The sequence below is a fragment of the Clostridium uliginosum genome (assembly GCF_900112485.1).
Classification (GTDB): domain Bacteria; phylum Bacillota; class Clostridia; order Clostridiales; family Clostridiaceae; genus Clostridium; species Clostridium uliginosum.
Genome location: NZ_FOMG01000003.1, coordinates 219,391 through 237,856, shown reverse-complemented (window position 1 = coordinate 237,856; position 18,466 = coordinate 219,391). Strand labels below are relative to the sequence as shown.

Annotated in this window: 12 protein-coding genes, 20 tRNA genes and 1 rRNA gene; 2 read left to right on the top strand and 31 right to left on the bottom strand. The window is 29.2% G+C overall.

Going from position 1 to position 18,466, the window contains the following annotated elements; translation table 11 throughout:
- The 26 genes from BM027_RS03920 to BM027_RS03795 form a co-directional block, all read right to left on the bottom strand.
- Positions 1-74 (bottom strand): 16S ribosomal RNA (locus BM027_RS03920); the annotation flags it as partial.
- Between the two features lie 324 nt (positions 75-398).
- A complete protein-coding gene (locus BM027_RS03915; protein WP_175559933.1) occupies positions 399-2,456 on the bottom strand; it encodes a M13 family metallopeptidase in 2,058 nt (685 codons plus the stop codon).
- A gap of 573 nt (positions 2,457-3,029) precedes the next feature.
- A tRNA-Arg gene (locus BM027_RS03910) sits at positions 3,030-3,106 on the bottom strand.
- Positions 3,107-3,161: 55 nt separating this feature from the next.
- Positions 3,162-3,235, bottom strand: a tRNA-Gly gene (locus BM027_RS03905).
- A gap of 16 nt (positions 3,236-3,251) precedes the next feature.
- Positions 3,252-3,326: transfer RNA gene (locus tag BM027_RS03900), tRNA-Gly, on the bottom strand.
- Between the two features lie 3 nt (positions 3,327-3,329).
- Positions 3,330-3,414: transfer RNA gene (locus BM027_RS03895), tRNA-Leu, on the bottom strand.
- Between the two features lie 16 nt (positions 3,415-3,430).
- A tRNA-Lys gene (locus tag BM027_RS03890) sits at positions 3,431-3,506 on the bottom strand.
- A gap of 8 nt (positions 3,507-3,514) precedes the next feature.
- A tRNA-Gln gene (locus BM027_RS03885) sits at positions 3,515-3,589 on the bottom strand.
- Positions 3,590-3,594: 5 nt separating this feature from the next.
- Positions 3,595-3,670 (bottom strand) — tRNA-His (locus tag BM027_RS03880).
- 5 nt (positions 3,671-3,675) lie between these two features.
- Positions 3,676-3,751: transfer RNA gene (locus BM027_RS03875), tRNA-Lys, on the bottom strand.
- Between the two features lie 6 nt (positions 3,752-3,757).
- Positions 3,758-3,831: transfer RNA gene (locus BM027_RS03870), tRNA-Gly, on the bottom strand.
- Between the two features lie 17 nt (positions 3,832-3,848).
- Positions 3,849-3,923, bottom strand: a tRNA-Gly gene (locus tag BM027_RS03865).
- 3 nt (positions 3,924-3,926) lie between these two features.
- Positions 3,927-4,011 (bottom strand) — tRNA-Leu (locus BM027_RS03860).
- A gap of 16 nt (positions 4,012-4,027) precedes the next feature.
- Positions 4,028-4,103, bottom strand: a tRNA-Lys gene (locus BM027_RS03855).
- 9 nt (positions 4,104-4,112) lie between these two features.
- Positions 4,113-4,187: transfer RNA gene (locus BM027_RS03850), tRNA-Gln, on the bottom strand.
- 5 nt (positions 4,188-4,192) lie between these two features.
- Positions 4,193-4,268, bottom strand: a tRNA-His gene (locus BM027_RS03845).
- Between the two features lie 5 nt (positions 4,269-4,273).
- Positions 4,274-4,350 (bottom strand) — tRNA-Arg (locus tag BM027_RS03840).
- 31 nt (positions 4,351-4,381) lie between these two features.
- Positions 4,382-4,455 (bottom strand) — tRNA-Gly (locus BM027_RS03835).
- A gap of 34 nt (positions 4,456-4,489) precedes the next feature.
- Positions 4,490-4,565 (bottom strand) — tRNA-Pro (locus BM027_RS03830).
- A gap of 8 nt (positions 4,566-4,573) precedes the next feature.
- Positions 4,574-4,650 (bottom strand) — tRNA-Arg (locus BM027_RS03825).
- 94 nt (positions 4,651-4,744) lie between these two features.
- Positions 4,745-4,818, bottom strand: a tRNA-Gly gene (locus tag BM027_RS03820).
- Between the two features lie 19 nt (positions 4,819-4,837).
- Positions 4,838-4,913: transfer RNA gene (locus BM027_RS03815), tRNA-Pro, on the bottom strand.
- A 156-nt stretch (positions 4,914-5,069) separates the two neighbouring features.
- Entirely contained in the window at positions 5,070-5,552 is a 483-nt protein-coding gene (locus tag BM027_RS03810; RefSeq protein WP_090088935.1) for a YfcE family phosphodiesterase, read from the bottom strand.
- A 161-nt stretch (positions 5,553-5,713) separates the two neighbouring features.
- Positions 5,714-6,343: an XTP/dITP diphosphatase gene (locus tag BM027_RS03805; RefSeq protein ID WP_090088933.1), complete on the bottom strand. Its 630-nt coding sequence runs from the start codon at positions 6,341-6,343 to the stop codon at positions 5,714-5,716.
- Between the two features lie 4 nt (positions 6,344-6,347).
- Positions 6,348-7,097 carry a ribonuclease PH gene (gene rph / locus BM027_RS03800; protein ID WP_090088932.1) on the bottom strand — a complete coding sequence of 250 codons (750 nt, stop codon included), beginning with the start codon at positions 7,095-7,097 and terminating at the stop codon, positions 6,348-6,350.
- Positions 7,098-7,175: 78 nt separating this feature from the next.
- Positions 7,176-8,162 (bottom strand): AIR synthase family protein, encoded by a 987-nt coding sequence (locus BM027_RS03795; protein WP_090088930.1) that lies wholly within the window; start codon positions 8,160-8,162, stop codon positions 7,176-7,178.
- Between the two features lie 94 nt (positions 8,163-8,256).
- On the opposite strand from BM027_RS03795, the gene BM027_RS03790 reads away from it, so the two are divergent.
- Positions 8,257-9,921 carry a hypothetical protein gene (locus BM027_RS03790; protein WP_090088929.1) on the top strand — a complete coding sequence of 555 codons (1,665 nt, stop codon included), beginning with the start codon at positions 8,257-8,259 and terminating at the stop codon, positions 9,919-9,921.
- Positions 9,922-10,021: 100 nt separating this feature from the next.
- Here the strand turns inward: BM027_RS03790 and BM027_RS03785 are convergent, their stop codons facing one another.
- On the bottom strand, positions 10,022-11,521 hold the full coding sequence (locus BM027_RS03785) for an ABC transporter substrate-binding protein (RefSeq protein WP_090088927.1): 1,500 nt from the start codon (positions 11,519-11,521) through the stop codon (positions 10,022-10,024).
- 421 nt (positions 11,522-11,942) lie between these two features.
- Here BM027_RS03785 and BM027_RS03780 point away from each other — a divergent pair, with 421 nt between their 5' ends.
- On the top strand, positions 11,943-12,242 hold the full coding sequence (locus BM027_RS03780) for a hypothetical protein (protein WP_090088926.1): 300 nt from the start codon (positions 11,943-11,945) through the stop codon (positions 12,240-12,242).
- Positions 12,243-12,336: 94 nt separating this feature from the next.
- On the opposite strand, the gene BM027_RS03775 is transcribed toward BM027_RS03780, so the two are convergent.
- From BM027_RS03775 to BM027_RS03760, 4 genes are all read right to left on the bottom strand, one after another.
- The gene (locus BM027_RS03775; RefSeq protein WP_090088924.1) at positions 12,337-12,609 is read right to left on the bottom strand and encodes a hypothetical protein; all 273 of its coding nucleotides are present in this window, start codon (positions 12,607-12,609) and stop codon (positions 12,337-12,339) included.
- Positions 12,609-14,609 carry an NAD-dependent DNA ligase LigA gene (gene ligA / locus BM027_RS03770; protein WP_090088922.1) on the bottom strand — a complete coding sequence of 667 codons (2,001 nt, stop codon included), beginning with the start codon at positions 14,607-14,609 and terminating at the stop codon, positions 12,609-12,611. Before ligA ends, BM027_RS03775 begins: the two co-directional genes overlap by 1 nt.
- Before the next feature lie 43 nt (positions 14,610-14,652).
- Positions 14,653-16,908 (bottom strand): DNA helicase PcrA, encoded by a 2,256-nt coding sequence (gene pcrA / locus BM027_RS03765; protein ID WP_090088920.1) that lies wholly within the window; start codon positions 16,906-16,908, stop codon positions 14,653-14,655.
- Between the two features lie 585 nt (positions 16,909-17,493).
- Entirely contained in the window at positions 17,494-18,210 is a 717-nt protein-coding gene (locus BM027_RS03760) for a pseudouridine synthase (protein WP_090088918.1), read from the bottom strand.
- Positions 18,211-18,466: the final 256 nt, after the last annotated feature.

Genomic DNA, 18,466 nt, shown 5'->3' with positions numbered 1-18,466 from the left:
CTTCATCGCTCGACTTGCATGTGTTAGGCACGCCGCCAGCGTTCGTCCTGAGCCAGGATCAAACTCTCATTAAAAAGTTTAATCTTAGCTTACTCAATAAAAATTGCTGGTCTATTTATTAATATTCTGTTCAATTTTCAAAGATCTTGTCGCACTTAAGCGACTTCATTATCTTATCACCACTTAAAAACTCTGTCAACACTTTTTTTCAATCATTTAAGTGTTTTTTCATCGTTTCTCGTGACGACAAGATTTATTTTATCACAAGATATTTTATGAATATGATAATTAATACTGGTATTTATTAAATATGATTAATTTAATTTGTTTTTTGTTATTTTTCTCAATTATTCATATATTGATACGCTAGGATAAGTTTCCTATTTGAAATATAGATTTCACCATAAACCTACTCGATTTTCAGGATATACATACATTTTGTCCTCACTATTTATATCATAAGTTTTATAAAACTCCTCAAATTGACTTAAAACACCATTTACTCTTACCTTTTTAGGTGAATGTACATCATTTCTTAACAAATATAATTTCATCTCTTTAGTAGAAATACCTTTCCAGATTGTTGCATAGTTTTCAAATAAATCTTTTAAATTAGAATTTTCTAGTTCTTTAGCAATGTCTAAAACACATGCTACTCCACCTAAATCACTAATATTTTCTCCTACTGTTAATTTTCCATTAACAAATTCTCCATTTTCTAATTCTATACTTGAATAATATGCTATAACCTTTTTACTTCTGTTATTAAACTCATTATAATCTGAATCTGTCCACCAGTTATTTAATCTTCCAGTTTCATCAAATTGCGATCCAACATTATCAAAAGCATGAGTTAATTCATGACCAATAACTACTCCAATTCCCCCTAAGTTCTTTTCTTTACTACTTTTCCTATCATAAAAAGGATTTTGTAGTATAGCTGCTGGAAAGACTATTTCATTTCTTATAGGATTGTAATATGCATTTACCGTCTGAGGACTCATTGCCCAAGAGTCATTATCTACCTTATAATTTAAATAAGAAAATTCTTTTTCAGTCTCTAAATTATAGATATTAATTAAATTTTCTACTAAAGACCCACCTTCAGCATAACTTCTTATGGTTAATGCAGAATAATCATTCCATTTGTTTGGATATCCTATCTTAACATTAATTGTTTCAAGCTTCTTTAATGCTTTTTCTTTAGTTATTGTACTCATCCATGTAAGGTTATTTATTCTCTTTTTAAAATTATTTATTATTTCTTTTGTTATTCCTTCAACCTCATTTTTACATTCTTCGCTGAAATACTCTTTAACATATATTTTACCTACTTGTTCACATAACATAGAATTTACTAAGCCAACAGCTTTATCTTCATCTAAAACATTATCACATGATCCATATAATATTTTGTTTAAATCATTACTAGCATCTCTAAAATCTATTGAAAGGAAATCAGCAGTTTTCATTAATATATTGGTAATTATAAAATTTTTTATATTTTCAATATCGTTTACATTAATTAAAGTATCAATAACTTTAATTTCTTCAGGATTATTTACAACTATTTTTTCAGCATTACTTAAATTTAAGCATTCTAATATTCTTGAAAATTTTATATTTGGAGCTAACTCATCTAATTCTTCTAATTTATATATATTATAAAATTTATTTATTCTATCTGAATCTTCTGCCCTTTCTTTTATAGTAGGTATAATTTTAGCTAGTTTTTCTTCCATATCATAGAAGTTTTTAGTTTTTTTATTAGCTATACTTTTAGAATCTCCATACAAAGTATATAATTTAGCAATGTACTTTTTGTAAGCTTTTTGTATCTTCTTCCCTTTATTACTATTATCTTTATAATATTCAGAATTTCCTAATCCTAGATTAGATTCTCCTATGTAAAGAATGTTTGTATCACTATTTTTCAAATCTGCATCTACACCAACTGTAATTAAAGATTGTAGATGTAAGTATTCACGATTTCCTAATATCTCTCTTAAATCACCTAGTGTTTTTATGGTATTTACTTTATTTATATACTTGCTTATAGGATCTATTCCTTGTTGTTTTTTACTTTTATTATCTAAATAATTCTCATATAAATTTATAATTTTTAATTCATCACTATTTTCTATATATTCTTCTCTATTTTTTTGTATATTTTCAATTATGTTCTTTATATTTTGATTAACTTTAATTCCAGTCTCTTCAAATGTACCATACGTTGTGTATCCACTTGGAAGTTTCGCTTTTTTTAACCAGTCTTTATTTATTGCATTATAAAAATCATCTTCTAGTCTTACATTTCTCTGACTTATATTAATCATATTGCTTTCATTATGTATATTATTTTCATATGCGTATACATAATTATTATTCAAACATAATGAAATTATTAAAATAAATATCGTTAATTTTTTTCTAATTTTTTTAATCTTTTGCTTCATCACAGCTTAAAATCTCCTAACAATTATTATTTATATTCTCTTTTAGTATTTAATTTATTCCTATAAATAATACCTTACTTTTAAAATAATAATAAATAAAAATCATGAGGTAGCTTTAAGGCATTGTAAAATAAATAACTAGTCAAAGATTCTTATATAAACGCAAACTGAACTAATAATATCTAATTATTCATTTATATAAAAAAATAAGGCTATGTTTTAAAATAGTGTTGATATTTTAATATAAAGGCGAACTGGCATTGGAATTTACTTTGTAGAACTCTTAAGTGAAAATCAAAATTTTACATTTTGTTTTTGAACTTACTCAGCGAATGCACATGAGTCGAGTTTCCTTGAATATTAGTCCTATTAATTGCTTGTCACAATCTTTGATTGGGAGCATGCATTAATAGGACTAATTTTTATTTTAGAGTTCTTAAAGTGAATTCCACTGTCCATGAGCTTTATATTACAATATCAACATCCACTTAAAACATACCCAAAAATAAAGGTTGTAGTAATAAAAATAGCAACAGTCTAAATTTCTTTAAACTATTGCTATTACTTACTTCTTGGTACACCTAACAGGATTCGAACCTGCGACGCTTGGATTCGAAGTCCAACGCTCTATCCAGCTGAGCTATAGGTGCATATGTTCTTTAATTTATAAACAAAAAAACAACTGATTTCAGTTGTTTTTAATATTGGAGCGGGTGATGAGAATCGAACTCACGTGGCTAGCTTGGAAGGCTAGAGCTTTACCATTAAGCAACACCCGCATATTATAAAATTATTTGGAGCGGAAGACGAGATTCGAACTCGCAACCTCCACCTTGGCAAGGTGGCACTCTACCATTGAGTCACTTCCGCATTTGGTGCAGATGAAGGGAGTCGAACCCCCACACCCGAAGGCGCTAGATCCTAAGTCTAGTGCGTCTGCCAATTCCGCCACATCTGCATTTTTAATATTTAATTGGTGGCTCACCCGGGAATCGAACCCGGGACACCATGATTAAAAGTCATGTGCTCTACCGACTGAGCTAGTGAACCAAAATAAATGGCTGGGATGGCAGGATTCGAACCTACGCGTAATGGAGTCAAAGTCCATTGCCTTACCGCTTGGCGACATCCCAATATATGGGGTGAACGATGGGGCTCGAACCCACGACAACCAGTACCACAAACTGGCGCTCTACCAACTGAACTACGTTCACCACAATGGTGCGTCATCAGGGATTCGAACCCTGGACACCCTGATTAAGAGTCAGGTGCTCTACCAACTGAGCTAATCACGCATAAAATGGAGCGGGTGATGAGAATCGAACTCACGTGGCTAGCTTGGAAGGCTAGAGCTTTACCATTAAGCAACACCCGCATTATTATAAATATAAATGGAGCGGAAGACGAGATTCGAACTCGCAACCTCCACCTTGGCAAGGTGGCACTCTACCATTGAGTCACTTCCGCATTTGGTGCAGATGAAGGGAGTCGAACCCCCACACCCGAAGGCGCTAGATCCTAAGTCTAGTGCGTCTGCCAATTCCGCCACATCTGCATTTTTAATATTTAATTGGTGGCTCACCCGGGAATCGAACCCGGGACACCATGATTAAAAGTCATGTGCTCTACCGACTGAGCTAGTGAACCAAAATAAAATGGCTGGGATGGCAGGATTCGAACCTACGCGTAATGGAGTCAAAGTCCATTGCCTTACCGCTTGGCGACATCCCATTTTATGGGGTGAACGATGGGGCTCGAACCCACGACAACCAGTACCACAAACTGGCGCTCTACCAACTGAACTACGTTCACCACAATGGTGCGTCTTAAGGGATTCGAACCCCCGGCCCACGCCTTAGAAGGGCGTTGCTCTATCCAGCTGAGCTAAAGACGCATATTCTTTTTTCAAACATCTAAATGTTTAATGGAGCGGGTGATGAGAATCGAACTCACGTGGCTAGCTTGGAAGGCTAGAGCTTTACCATTAAGCAACACCCGCATATTATGTATTTTTTTTATTATTAATATTTTATTGGTCGGGGTGACAGGGATTGAACCTGCGGCCTCATGGTCCCAAACCACGCGCGCTCCCATCTGCGCCACACCCCGATATAAAATGGTGCGTCTTAAGGGATTCGAACCCCCGGCCCACGCCTTAGAAGGGCGTTGCTCTATCCAGCTGAGCTAAAGACGCATATTCTTTTTTCAGAACCTTTATTATTGTAAACTGTTTTGTGTTTTTTGTCAAGATTTTTTTAACATTTTTTCCAAACATCAAATCTTCTTAATGGAGCGGGTGATGAGAATCGAACTCACGTGGCTAGCTTGGAAGGCTAGAGCTTTACCATTAAGCAACACCCGCATATTATTAAGATTTTTATTGGTCGGGGTGACAGGGATTGAACCTGCGGCCTCATGGTCCCAAACCACGCGCGCTCCCATCTGCGCCACACCCCGAAGTCATTTCTTCATTTCCTGACGACAATGACTATTCTACAATATTCAATTTAATTCGTCAATACCTTTTTAAAAAATAATTTATTTTTTGATTATATTGACCTCTTAAATATGTATAAATTCTTATATTTATTTAAATTATAATAGTATATTATTCTAATTAACACTGATTTCTTCAAGATAGATATTAGGTTCTTCACCTTTATTAAGTTCTAAAAAACCAATGTATCTACCTTCATTTTTAGGTAACGATAAACTTCCTGGATTCATTAAAGTTATGTTGTGAACTTTTTCTATTATTGATTTATGTGTATGTCCAAAAAGGGCTATATCAGCATCTAGTTCTCTTGTTCTATAATAAATATTGTTTAAGTTATATTTTACCCCATATAAATCTCCATGAGTAAGAAAAATTCTTTTATCTTCTATTTCTATAACTCTTTCCTTAGGGTATTTAGTTGAATAATCACAATTTCCACTAACAATATATACTTCTCCATGAAAATTACTGGACAATTCTTCTGCATCTTCAACATTATCACCTAAATGTATTAATATATCTGCTTTTTTAATATGTTCTCTAACCATATTAATATACTTTCCCATTCTGTGAGTATCACTTAAAACTGCAATTAACATATTACTAATCTCCTACTACTTTATTGGGCATCTCCAAATAAATAACTAGTCAATCTTCTTGTCTTTTTTGTACTATACTGCATCAGTAAATGCAACTGATAACAGTAGTATTAACTGCATTCACTTCCTTCTCTAGTTCAAAAAATCCTAATAATCTTTGACTAGTTATTTATTTTACTATGCCTTAACTTTATTATTAAATCTTTTAATTTTAGCAATGCTTTTCCTCTATGACTTACTAAATTCTTTTCATCTGCAGTTAATTCCCCAAAACTTTTATTTAAAGGAGGATAGAAAAACAATGGATCATATCCAAATCCTCCATTACCTTCTATATCATCTAGTATATACCCTTTAACTTCTCCTGTAATTCCAAAATATTTTCCATCATCATTAAATAAAGCTATTTGACAGATAAATTTTGCATCTCTTTTGTCTGCTCCTACGCCTTTCAGGTTCTTCAAAAGTTTCTGATTGTTTTTATCATCATTACCATGTTCTCCTGCGTATCTAGCGGAGTATATACCTGGTTCTCCCCCTAAGTAATTAACTTCTAGTCCTGAATCATCTGATAGTACAATAAAATTTTTATCTCCTCTTGATAATAAAAATTCATATATCTCTTTAGCTTTCTTTTTAGCATTTTCTTCAAATGTTTTTCCATCTTCTATTACATCTATATCTATTCCTTCATCACTTAACGATTTTATTTCTACATCAATATCATTTAATATTTCTTTTATTTCTTTTATTTTTTTAGCATTATTACTGGCTAAGATTATTTTTTTCATAATATTAGTTGTTTCCTCCTGTACCAATCCATAGAGAATCCATTTTAAGTGCATCTTTTTGCACTTGAATCATTTGTTTTATTCCTTTTTCTCCTAAGTCTAATAATTCATTTAACTCTGCTCTTGTATAAGGACTTTCTTCTCCTGTACCTTGAACTTCTACAAAGCTTCCTTCATCAGTCATGATAACATTCATATCCACCTTGGCTTTAGAATCTTCTTCATAGCATAAATCTAATATTTTTTCATCATCTAATATTCCTATACTAGTTGCTGCAACAAAACTTCTAATAGGATACACCTTAAAAGGTTTAATTTTATGTAATTTATTAACAGCATCAACCAAGGCTATAAATGCCCCAGAAATAGAAGTAGTTCTAGTGCCTCCATCTGCTTGAATAACATCGCAATCAATCCATAAGGTTTTCTCTCCTAATGCCTTTAAATCTACAACTGATCTTAAAGCTCTTCCTATCAAACGTTGTATTTCCATAGTTCTTCCATCAATCTTCAACCTAGCAATATCTCTTACCTTTCTTGTTCCAGTTGATCTTGGAAGCATATTATACTCTGCTGTAATCCATCCTGCACCAGTTCCTTTAACAAATGGCGGTACTCTATCTTCAATAGATACATTACATAAAACCTTTGTATCTCCAACCTCTATAAATACTGATCCTTCCGCATACTTTGTATAGTTTCTAGTTACCTTTACATGTCTTATTTGATCATTTTTTCTTCCATCATGTCTCACCAAAATCACACTCCAATTCCATTTAATTATAAGCATTATGAAAAAATAACAAACAATTATTATTTTATATTCATCTCATTATTCTTTTTCAGAAACCTTAAATAATTCATCTCTTTTAGGTGGTTCTACATTTATTTCTTTTTGTCCATCAACTAGAATACCATCCTTTTTAGATATTTTTCCAATTATAGTTGCCTTGATTCCATTTTCATTAAGCTTTTCAATAAGTTTTTCTCCATTACTAGTTGTAATTAACATACTTCCAGATGAAATTAATCTTAATGGATCTATTTTAAATTCCTTTGCTAATTTTTTAGTTATCTCTAGCATTGGTATTCTATCTTTATATATCTTAAATCCTTTATCAGCTGCCATCGCTACTTCAAACAGTCCTCCAAGTAATCCGCCTTCTGTAATATCATGCATTGAATGTACTCCAAATAATCCAGATATTTGACCTTCTTTTAATACACTTATTCTATCTATTAGCGTTTTCCCAAATTCTAATTCTTTTTCTGATAAAACCCTCTTAGCACGCTCTTCATAATCATTTATCAAAATATAAGTTCCCTCTAAAGCTATATCTTTAGTAACTATTATTTCATCACCAAGTTGTGCACCTGCCGTCTTAATAGACTTTCCTATTAAGTTCTTTCCTATTGCTGTTATAGATATAACCATTTTATTAACAGCTGTAGTAACCTCTGTATGGCCTCCTATTATTTCTACTCCTATTTTAGCTGCTTCCTCATTAATTTCACTCATAACTTGATTTATTTCATCTAATGTTGAAGATGTAGGTGCTAAAATTGTAATCATTATAGCTATTGGTTCTCCGCCGGCTGATGCAATATCGTTACAATTTATATGTACTGCAAGTTTTCCAACATTTTTACTTGCACCAGTTATTGGATCAGTAGAAAATATCCCCTCACAATTTCCAAAATCTATAATTGCACAATCTTCTCCAACATCATTTCTAACTTTTACTTCTTTTCTCTTAATTGTTTTATTATCTAATATTATTTTTCTTAAATCTTCGAAATCTAACTTTCCTTCCTTCATTAAAAAAATCTCCTTTTATTTAGATTTTATGCACTATTTTCTAATATAACTCATATTAATTAATAATGTTAAAATTTTATGAGAGGTGAATATCTTGAGATATATAGGACCATTTTTTAGGATGAACAGTCTTTCTCAAAAGGAAATTAGTAGTCAACTTTTTTATTTATCAAAAGAATCAGTAAAAACAATCGTACTAAATTCAAAATGTGGTCTCCTAATGCCTATTAGAGTTTCTAAAAAGTCTTCTTCTACAAATGATATTAGCATATTAAATAATTTTTCTCCACTACTATGCTTATATAAGAAATCATCCCCTATGTTTATCCATAGCAAAAGTTCGCATGGATTTGATGAATCAACATTTAAGAAAGAAATAAATCCATCTACAAATGCCCTGATGACATTGTGTCTCTTAGAGTTAAGTGATTATTACTCTAATTATGGTAAAGATAATAGAAATATTGTTTCTTTTCAAAAGCCATTTAAATATCTTTCAAAGCAACAATTAAAATTTTATTCTAAAAATTTAAGAAATAATGAAGGAGTTTTTGTTGATAAAAAAAATATATCTGATGCTAATTCTAAAGGATTTAATCTAATAGATAAAGATATAAAATTTAAATTTTCAGATCAAGCTTTTATGATGGATGCATATTACTTATATTCCTTTTATAACAAATCTGATGTTGACAGTGCTGAATATAAAAATTTTGCTTATGAAATTCTAGATATGTTTAAGGAATATAAAGAATCTTTATACGATTTATCATTTAGTGAAAACTTAAGTATATTATTAGCTCTAAATATTTTCTATAAACATTCAAATAATAATGATGCCAAAGATCTTATTTTGAATTTAAGCGATTTCCTTACAAATAAATTTATGATGAAAGATTATTATGTAAATTCATTAGAGGATTGCAGTTTATTTGCTATATGCTTAATGGAATCTTATAAACATACAAAAATAATTTCTTTTAAAGAAACAAGTAAAGAAATTAATGATAAATTAATAAATATATATGATAAAGATAAAAATATATTTATAAAATTATATGATAAGAAAGATAGTAAATACTCTTGTTTGGAAATTAATTTTTATATTTTATCCCTAATTTTATATTCAAATGAAGAAGATAAAAATTCAGAGTTGAAACCTATCATATCCAGCATTTACAAAAAATTTTTTATAAACAGTGGATTTTTAACAAGTTGGCCTGAAGCTCCTACCTTAGACGAAGTAGAGAGATACAGAAAATTAAGTTTACATTCTGAAGATATGTTAGAAGAAACTTACTTTAGAATGCCTAACTTACCAACACCTAATAGTACTGGCTTAGCTCCTATATTTGTAAAAACTTTAAACTACTCTAAGAAAAAAGATACATTTAGCATTCCTAAAAATTCTTTTGAGAGTAATAAAAATATGCTTAGTTTCTTTCTTATACTTTACTTTCTTAAAGACGATGTGGAAAAAGAAATGGGCTTTGTAAAATTAAATAAAATTGAGGACCCTTGCCTTAGAAAAATAGATATCATTATGCCTGAACATAATGATGACAATATATTAGATACTCAAAATCCCGATAAACAAACACCTATAAACGAAGAATTAAATGAAGATATAACTGATTTATGTATAAATCAAAATTCCAATTTAAAATCTGATGATAAGCCCAGTTCTTCAAATATTACAAATAATATTAAATCCAAAAAATCTTTTAAGGCAAAATCTCATAATAATAAGAACAATTAGAGTTATTTTGAGTTTCTCATTAAATTATAAGGCACATAAAATAAAAGAAATAGCCAATGCTCTTTTCCTAGAGCATTGGCTATTTCTATAAATCATATTCTTATTTTATAGAAACAAAATCTATATTCCCATTACCATCTAATTTTATATTAGATATATTATTTGAAAATGCTATATTTTCATTATAAAACACTAATGGAAGTATTCTATAATTTTCAAACAAGTTACTCTCTATATTTTCATATATATTATTTTTTAAATTATAATTTTGATTCAATAATTTTTCTTTTTCAGACTCAGATAAATAATTATTAAGTTGTGAGTAAAATTCTTTTTTATTTAATGTATTAGCATCATTATTAATTAAAATCATATCATATCGCTTTTGTAATTCTTGATCTTCAAATTCCTCATCTTTTACCAAACTATATTTTATAAATATCCCTGTATTATTCTTAAACCAATTTTCAATACATCTACATAATTCTCTATTATCATTATTGTCTTTACATAGCAATGTTAGAATTTTAGCATTATTCCACTCTTCTTCTTTATTACTTATAACTTTTCTTGATTGAAGTTTAGTTAAGTCATTCTTATCTTCTCTAAAGTAACTTCCTTCTGCTAATTCAAATCTTTTATCATTTAGACTTTCATAGTCTTCTAAAGCCTTAGATACATTTTTGTATATATATCTTCTTCCTTGTAACGGTATAGTATCATTTTTATTATTAATAACTAAATATGCCCCCATTGTTTTTGGTACCGTTATTAATTTTCCTTCTGAATTTAATTTATTGAGTTCACTTTGAGGCGGATCTACAACAATATCTCTTTCTCCTATTTCAAATGAAGCCATAGATAATTCCACACTATTATCTTTTATTATGTTTATATTACTTATAGAATTGTTATTATTGTGTATGTTTTTTTTAAGTTTTATTTGCTGATCATCAAAAGAAGATATTATATAATCTCCACTATAAACTAATTTGTTATAATTATTTTTTATATTACTCCACATTATTAGATACTTTCTAATCCTATATTGTGGATTACTTAACTCATTTAAAAAATTATCATTTTTTTTATTTAATCTTATTATTACTCCATTATCTTTTATTGTTATTGCAACACCTTTTTCAAAAGTTGTTTTTTCCTCTTTAAAATCCTTTGCCCCATAAACATCTAACAATGCTGATATATTTTCCTCATCTTCTTCTTTCAACAGTTCCTTGAAGAATGTGACTACATCATTTGGTGTTATTTTTGTACCATCACTCCAAAAAATATCATCTTTAAGTTTAAACTCATACTCTATACCATCTTTACTTTGATTTATTTCATTTGCCAAAGAAGGCATTATTTTATTATCTATATCTTTTGATACGAGTCCCTTGCTTACTGAACATATAACATCCTCATCCCGTTTAGTTAATGTTGTTGTATTTTTTAAGTCTGTTGGAATTTTGCTAATTCCATAGGTTATTCCATGCTCTAAATCTTTATTTGATATACTATTTTTATCTATTTCTACAAATCCTAATAAAAAAGCAACTACTATAAAAGTTAAAGAAATAGGTATTAAATACTTTTTCACTTAAGCTCCTCCCTTCTCTTTAGTCCTTAGGCACATGAAAGAAAATAATAGACCAAAGATGCATCGTATATTTTGTCTTAAGATAAGTTCAACTAAATTCATCTGGAGTGTAAAGTTTCACTTTATGTCAGACAATGAGGCAAGTTCTGTTAATAGTGAGCTATTAGCTGAATTTGCCGACGTGAGTAGAGAATCCAAATCTATGATTTTGTGTGAATCACTTACTCAGCGAGTGTATACGAGTCGAGCTTCCTTATAATGCAAAATAGACATGCATACTGGTCTATTATTTTTTTGAATGTGCCTTATATTTAAATTATTAACACCATAATGTTTTTATAATCATTAATGTGAATAGTTTTTATGATATACAACACTTATTGTGATATAATTTAAATATATTTTTTAGGGAGGGTTTTTAATGCAATTTTTAACTGGTGCATTTTTAGTAGTATCAATACTATTTATGTGTGTGTTTATGTTTATAGGAATTTGGTTATTTATAGTTGCTCTTAAATCTCATCGTCAATTACGTTATCATAACTATATATTGGAAAAAATTTGTCAAAGGCTTACTTCTTTATGCGATAAAATATCTGTAAAGGATTTAAAAAATGATAATTATGATTATTTAATTGATGATGAAAATCACACTGAAATGGTTGAAGATGCTTCTTATGATAATATATCCGATTTTGAAAAAGCAGAAAAATTTAAATAAAAGCAACCTTATTATGAATACATATTCATAATAAGGTTGCTTTTAGGCATACTGGTCTATTACTTTTTTAAATGTACCTTTAATATAAAATCTTCTATTTTACTAAATTAACTATAAAAAATATCAAAGAAACTGATATAGTAAAACTAAAAACAGAATATATTATTCTTTTTCTACCTGTTTCATTAAGTATAAATCTGAGTGTCAGCATTGCCATAGTTATAGAAATTCCTAACTGTAATGGTAAATAAGAATTAAAGATTTGACCAACATAGTAAAATTGGTAACTTGTTAAAAATGTACATATAATTAAAATGCTTGTTAAAAATCCGCATATTAAACTTAGCCAATTTACTATTGTCTTCATCAAATTTCACTCCTTAATATTTCTTGAAATTCTTCCTCTGAAAGAATCTTAACGCCTAACTCTTGTGCTTTAACTAATTTTGATCCTGCAGCTTCTCCTGCAATCACATAATCAGTCTTTTTACTAACGCTTCCAGAAACTTTAGCTCCTAGTTCTTCAAGTTTAGCTTTTATCTCACTTCTAGAATAATCTTTTAAAAATCCTGTTGCAACAACAGTTTTACCTTGAAAAGCACTCTCTATTGTTTTCTTTTCAGAAAAAACAGGATTCACCCCTAAATTTAATAATTCTTGAATAGTTTGTAATACTTTTTCTTCCTTAAAAAACTCAATTACATCTTTTGCAACAATATCACCCACATCTTGAATTAAAACAAGTTCCTCAAAACTAGCATTTTTTAATCCTTCTATGGATTTAAAGCTATTAACCAAGTCTTTTGCTGTCTTTACTCCAACATTAGGAATTCCTAATCCATATATAAAAGCATACAATTTACAATTCTTACTTTCTTCAATAGCATTAAGTACATTTTCTGCTTTTTTCTCTCCAAACTTATCTAAATCCATTAATTCTTCTTTATTTAACTTATATAAATCTGAAATAGATTTAATATTTAGCTTTTCAAATAATTGCTCTGCAGTTTTTTCTGAAAATCCTGCTATATTCATTGCATCTCGTGAAGCATAATGCACTATGGTTTTAACTAGTTGTGGCTTACAAGAAAGTGTGTTTTCACAAAAATAATGAGCACCTTCTAAAATCACATGACTTCCACAAGCTGGACAAACAGTTGGTGGTTTTATCTCTACTGAATTTTCTAATGTTTCTTCTACTGTACCCATTATTTCAGGTATTACATCATTAGATCTTCTGACAAATACATCTGCACCTATCCTAACGCCTTTTCTTTCAATATCATCCATATTATTTAGTGTAGCTCTTTTTACTGTAACACCAGCAAGTTCTACTGGTTCTAAAATTGCTGTTGGTCCGATTCTTCCACTTCTGCCTACATTCCATTCAACATCTAAAAGTTTAGTTGTTGCCTCTTGAGCTTCAAACTTATATGCAATAGCCCACTTAGGAAATTTAACTGTATATCCTAAAAGTTCTCTAGTTCTGATATCATCTATAGCAAGCACCAATCCATCAATATCATAATTTAAATCAAATCTTATCTTTTCTATATATTCTATTTCTTTTTTTATATCATCAATAGATACACATAATTTTATATAATCATCAACTGGCAATCCTTTTCTCTTTATGAACTCCATCATATCTAAATAACTTTTAAACGGATTCCCTTCTTTATATCCTACATCATAGAAAAATGCCGAGAGGTTCCTCCTAGCTGTTTCTTTTACATTAAGATTTCTTAAAGCTCCAGCAGCTCCATTTCTTAAATTCTTTAAAGGTACATTTGAATTTTCGTTATATTCCTTTAAAGCTTCTTGAGTCATAACAGCTTCTCCATGAACCTCAAATACATCATCTAATTCTTGAATTTTTAGTGGAATTGATTTTATAGTCTTAACCTGTGCTGTTACATTTTCCCCGGTTTCCCCTGTTCCTCTTGTAGCACCAACTTCAAGCATACCTTCTTTATTGTAAGTTAAGTTAATTGTCAAACCATCAAACTTTTTAGTAGCCACATATTTTAAATCAGGAATATCTTCCCCTTGACTTCTCATTTCTTGAACGAACTTTACATTTCTATTATGCCAATCTTTTATTTCTTGTAAACTTTGAGCTTTATCTAAACTCCAAAGTTTTGCTTTATGCGTGTACTTATTAAAGCCATTTAAAACCACATCACCTATTCTTAGTGTAGGTGAATAAGGTAACACATATCCTGTTTCCTTTTCTAAATCTTGCAGTTCATAATATTCTTTATCATAATCCTTATCACTAACAGAAGGATTATCAAGCACATAATAATCATATGAATATTTATTTAATTTTTCAACTAGCTCTTTTATTCTTTCTACCTTATCCACAGTATCTACATCTCCTAAACTTAAACATTATCAAATCGCTTAACTATATCATCTTAAGCTTTGCAAATGACAGCAATAAATTTTTAACACCTTGTTTATCAAACGCAACAGTTAATTTCTTATCATTTTCAACATCTTGAACACTTACAATTGTACCCACACCAAAACTTTCGTGTTCCACTTTTCTTCCAAGAGTAGCTTCATTATTAGTTATATACCTTTCAATCTTGTCACTATTACTTATATTACTAATAGTTCCATGTTCTTTGGCAAAACTATTTCCACCGTTAATATTGTTTCTTAAACTATGTGGATTAATATAAGAATTGCTTTTAGATACATTAGGTTTATTCTTTGAAGTCATCTTATTTCCACTTACATACTCTTTTAACCCTGGCTTTATTTCATTTATAAAATCAGACTGAGCATAAGCAACTGTCCTACCAAATACTCTTCTTACCTCTGCTGAAGTCATAAATAAATTTTCTTTTGCTCTAGTTATTCCTACATAACATAGTCTTCTTGATTCTTCCATTTCAGATTCTTTTTCAAACGACATATTTCCCGGGAAAATACCATTTTCCATTCCAACCATAAATACTACTGGAAACTCAAGTCCCTTTGCACTATGAACAGTCATTAAAACTATAGTATCCTCCTGTTCTTCAATTTTATCAGTATCTTGAACTAGGGATACTTTTTCTAAATATGCTGATAACGACTTATCCTCACTACTCTTTTCAAAATCAACAGCATCAGATACTAATTCTTTTAAATTTTCAATTCTACTTTTATCTTCAATCTCTTTAGAGCCTTCTAATTGTTTCATATATTCAGTATCTTTTAATATTGATTGAATTAATACAGATACCTCCACTGTTTCACTTAGAGTCATTAAATCTTCCATTAAAGTAGTAAATACTTCTAGGTTAGAAACATTTCTTGGTGTTAATGTAGGAATAGTTCTAACTTCTGATAGTGCATCCCACATATTTAGTTCATAATTATTAGCAAATTCTTGAATCTTTAATACTGTTGCATCTCCAATACTTCTCTTAGGAACATTTATTATTCTTTTAAGACTTACATCATCTTGCGGATTAACAAGTACTTTTAAATATGCTAATATATCTTTTATTTCTTTTCTGTCATAAAACTTTGTTCCACCTACTATCTTATATGGAATAGCTTTTCTTCTTAAGCTTTCTTCAAATATACGCGACTGAGCATTAGTTCTGTAAAGAATGGCGAAATCTTTAAATTGTTTATCTTCTTTATCTTTTATATCTAATATTTGTTTCCCTACAAAATCTCCTTCATCACTATCTGAATAAGCTCTATACACTTTTATTTTACTACCTGGTTCTTGTTCAGTTCTAAGAACTTTACTTTTTCTATTTGCATTATTAACAATAACTACATTAGCAGCATCTAATATGTTACCCTTCGATCTATAATTTTGCTCTAATTTAATAACCTTAGCTCCTGGATAATCTTTTTCAAAATCTAATATGTTTTGAATATCTGCACCTCTCCATTGATAAATGCATTGATCATCATCTCCAACAACACAAATATTTTTATATTTACTAGCAAGTAATTTAACTAATTCATATTGAGCTCCATTAGTATCTTGGTACTCATCTACCATAATATATTTGAACTTATTTTGATAAAAATCCAAAACACTCTCATTAGTTTTAAAAAGTTCAACTGCTTTAAAAATTAGATCATCAAAATCAAGGGCATTATTTTCTTTAAGTCTCTTTTGATACATCTCATAAACATCAGCTATCTTTTTTTCTCTAAAATTAGCTTCATTTTCTCGCATAAAACTTTGAGCTGTTTTCATAGAATCCTTAGCTTTTCCTATTTTGCTTAATATTTCTTGTTCTGTTATATCCTTATCATTAATATTTAATAACTTCATACAATCTTTTACTAATACTTTTTGATCTGAACTATCATATATTGTAAAGTTACTCTTATATCCTATCTTATCTATTTCTCGTCTTAATATTCTAACACAAGTTGAGTGGAAAGTTGATATCCACATACTCTCAGCTCTATCTCCAATAAGAGATCTAACTCTATCCTTCATTTCTTTTGCGGCTTTATTGGTAAATGTAATAGCTAATATATTGTATGGTGCGATTGCTAAGTCTTCTATCATATGTGCCATTCTGTAAGTTAATACCCTAGTCTTACCAGATCCAGCACCAGCTAATATTAATAGTTGACCATCTACTGTTATTGCACCCTCATATTGTTCTTTATTAAGTAATGACTTTAACTCCATTTAGTTAGTCTCCTTTCTTAATCTTTAAATATTATAACATAGTAAGCTTATTATTTAATGTAGAAATTTATCCAATAGCTATCATACTTGCTCTCTAATTTTATTCTAAAAGTCACTTAAGACATTTTCATTTGCAATACTATTATTGCCCTTAGCAACTAAATATATTGGATTTTTTTACTTATGTAATTATTATTACCATTTAAGTACATAAAAACACAAATATAAAAAATGAATGGATTAAATCATAATTTAAAATTAATGATTTAATCCATTCATTCTTATTGAAATTTCTAATTCATTTCATAAATTTACCTATTTAGTACTCTATTTTATAAATTATTGACTTCTAAAATTTAGGTAAACATTTTCATTTGAAAACAAAAAAACGCAACCCTTGGGGCTAGGTTGCGCTTTAGCAATAAGCAATAAGCAATAAATAAAAAGGGGGCTATATAATTCCTTTTATTTATCCTTGCAAAATTATTATAGGATATTCTCATTCAAAATGCAAGTAATTTCACTAAAATTATTTAGTTGAAAATATGAAATGAATGATTTTATTGCAAAAAGATTTAATGTTCGTTAATAGCTCTTTAAAAGTGCTAATTCATTCTCTGTTAATTCTCTATATTCGCCTTCCTCTAATTCAATATCTAATGGAAGGCCTCCAAATTCTTCTCTTTTTAAATATACAACTTGTTTATTCAATGCTTCAAACATTCTTTTAATTTGATGAAACTTTCCTTCTTGAATAGTAATTTTCACTTCCGATTCTTCTTCCGCACTAGATATAATATCTAATTTTGCTTCTAAACATTTATATCCATCATCTAAAACTATACCTTCTTTAAATGCTTTTTGATCATTCTCGTCTACGTTCTTATTAATTTTTGCATAATACACCTTATCCACATGCCATTTAGGTGCTATTAGTCTATGGTTTAAGTCACCATCATTAGTTAATAATAATAACCCTACAGTATCTTTATCTAGTCTGCCTACAGGAAAAGGATTAAACGCTTGATGATCTACCTCTAATAAATCAATTACTGTCTCATCTCTTGAATCATGAGTTGCAGATATTACTCCAGCTGGCTTATTCATCATTAAATATATGTATTTACGATATAATATTTCTTCACCATTGATTTTAATACTAACATTCTCCGGATCAACATTTATTCCATTGTCTTTAACAATTACACCATCAACTTCTATTAATCCCTTTTTCACAAATGCCTTTACTTCTTTTCTACTACCATAACCTAAATTTGCAATTATTTTATCTAATCTTTCCATATGTTCACCTCTATAAATGATTTTTAATATTTTTCTAATTAATATATATGTTCTAATTAAGTTAATACATTTATAAACTTTTATTTAATTTTTATAATAAATCATATCTTTAATTAACAATATCTTCTTAGAATCATATATATCATAAATTTTCTATATAAGTTCCTCACTATAGTAGTTAAATCATAGTATTTATAAGTGTTCTAATATTTATATTAATGAACAAACTTTATTGGAACTTATATACTTTAACTTT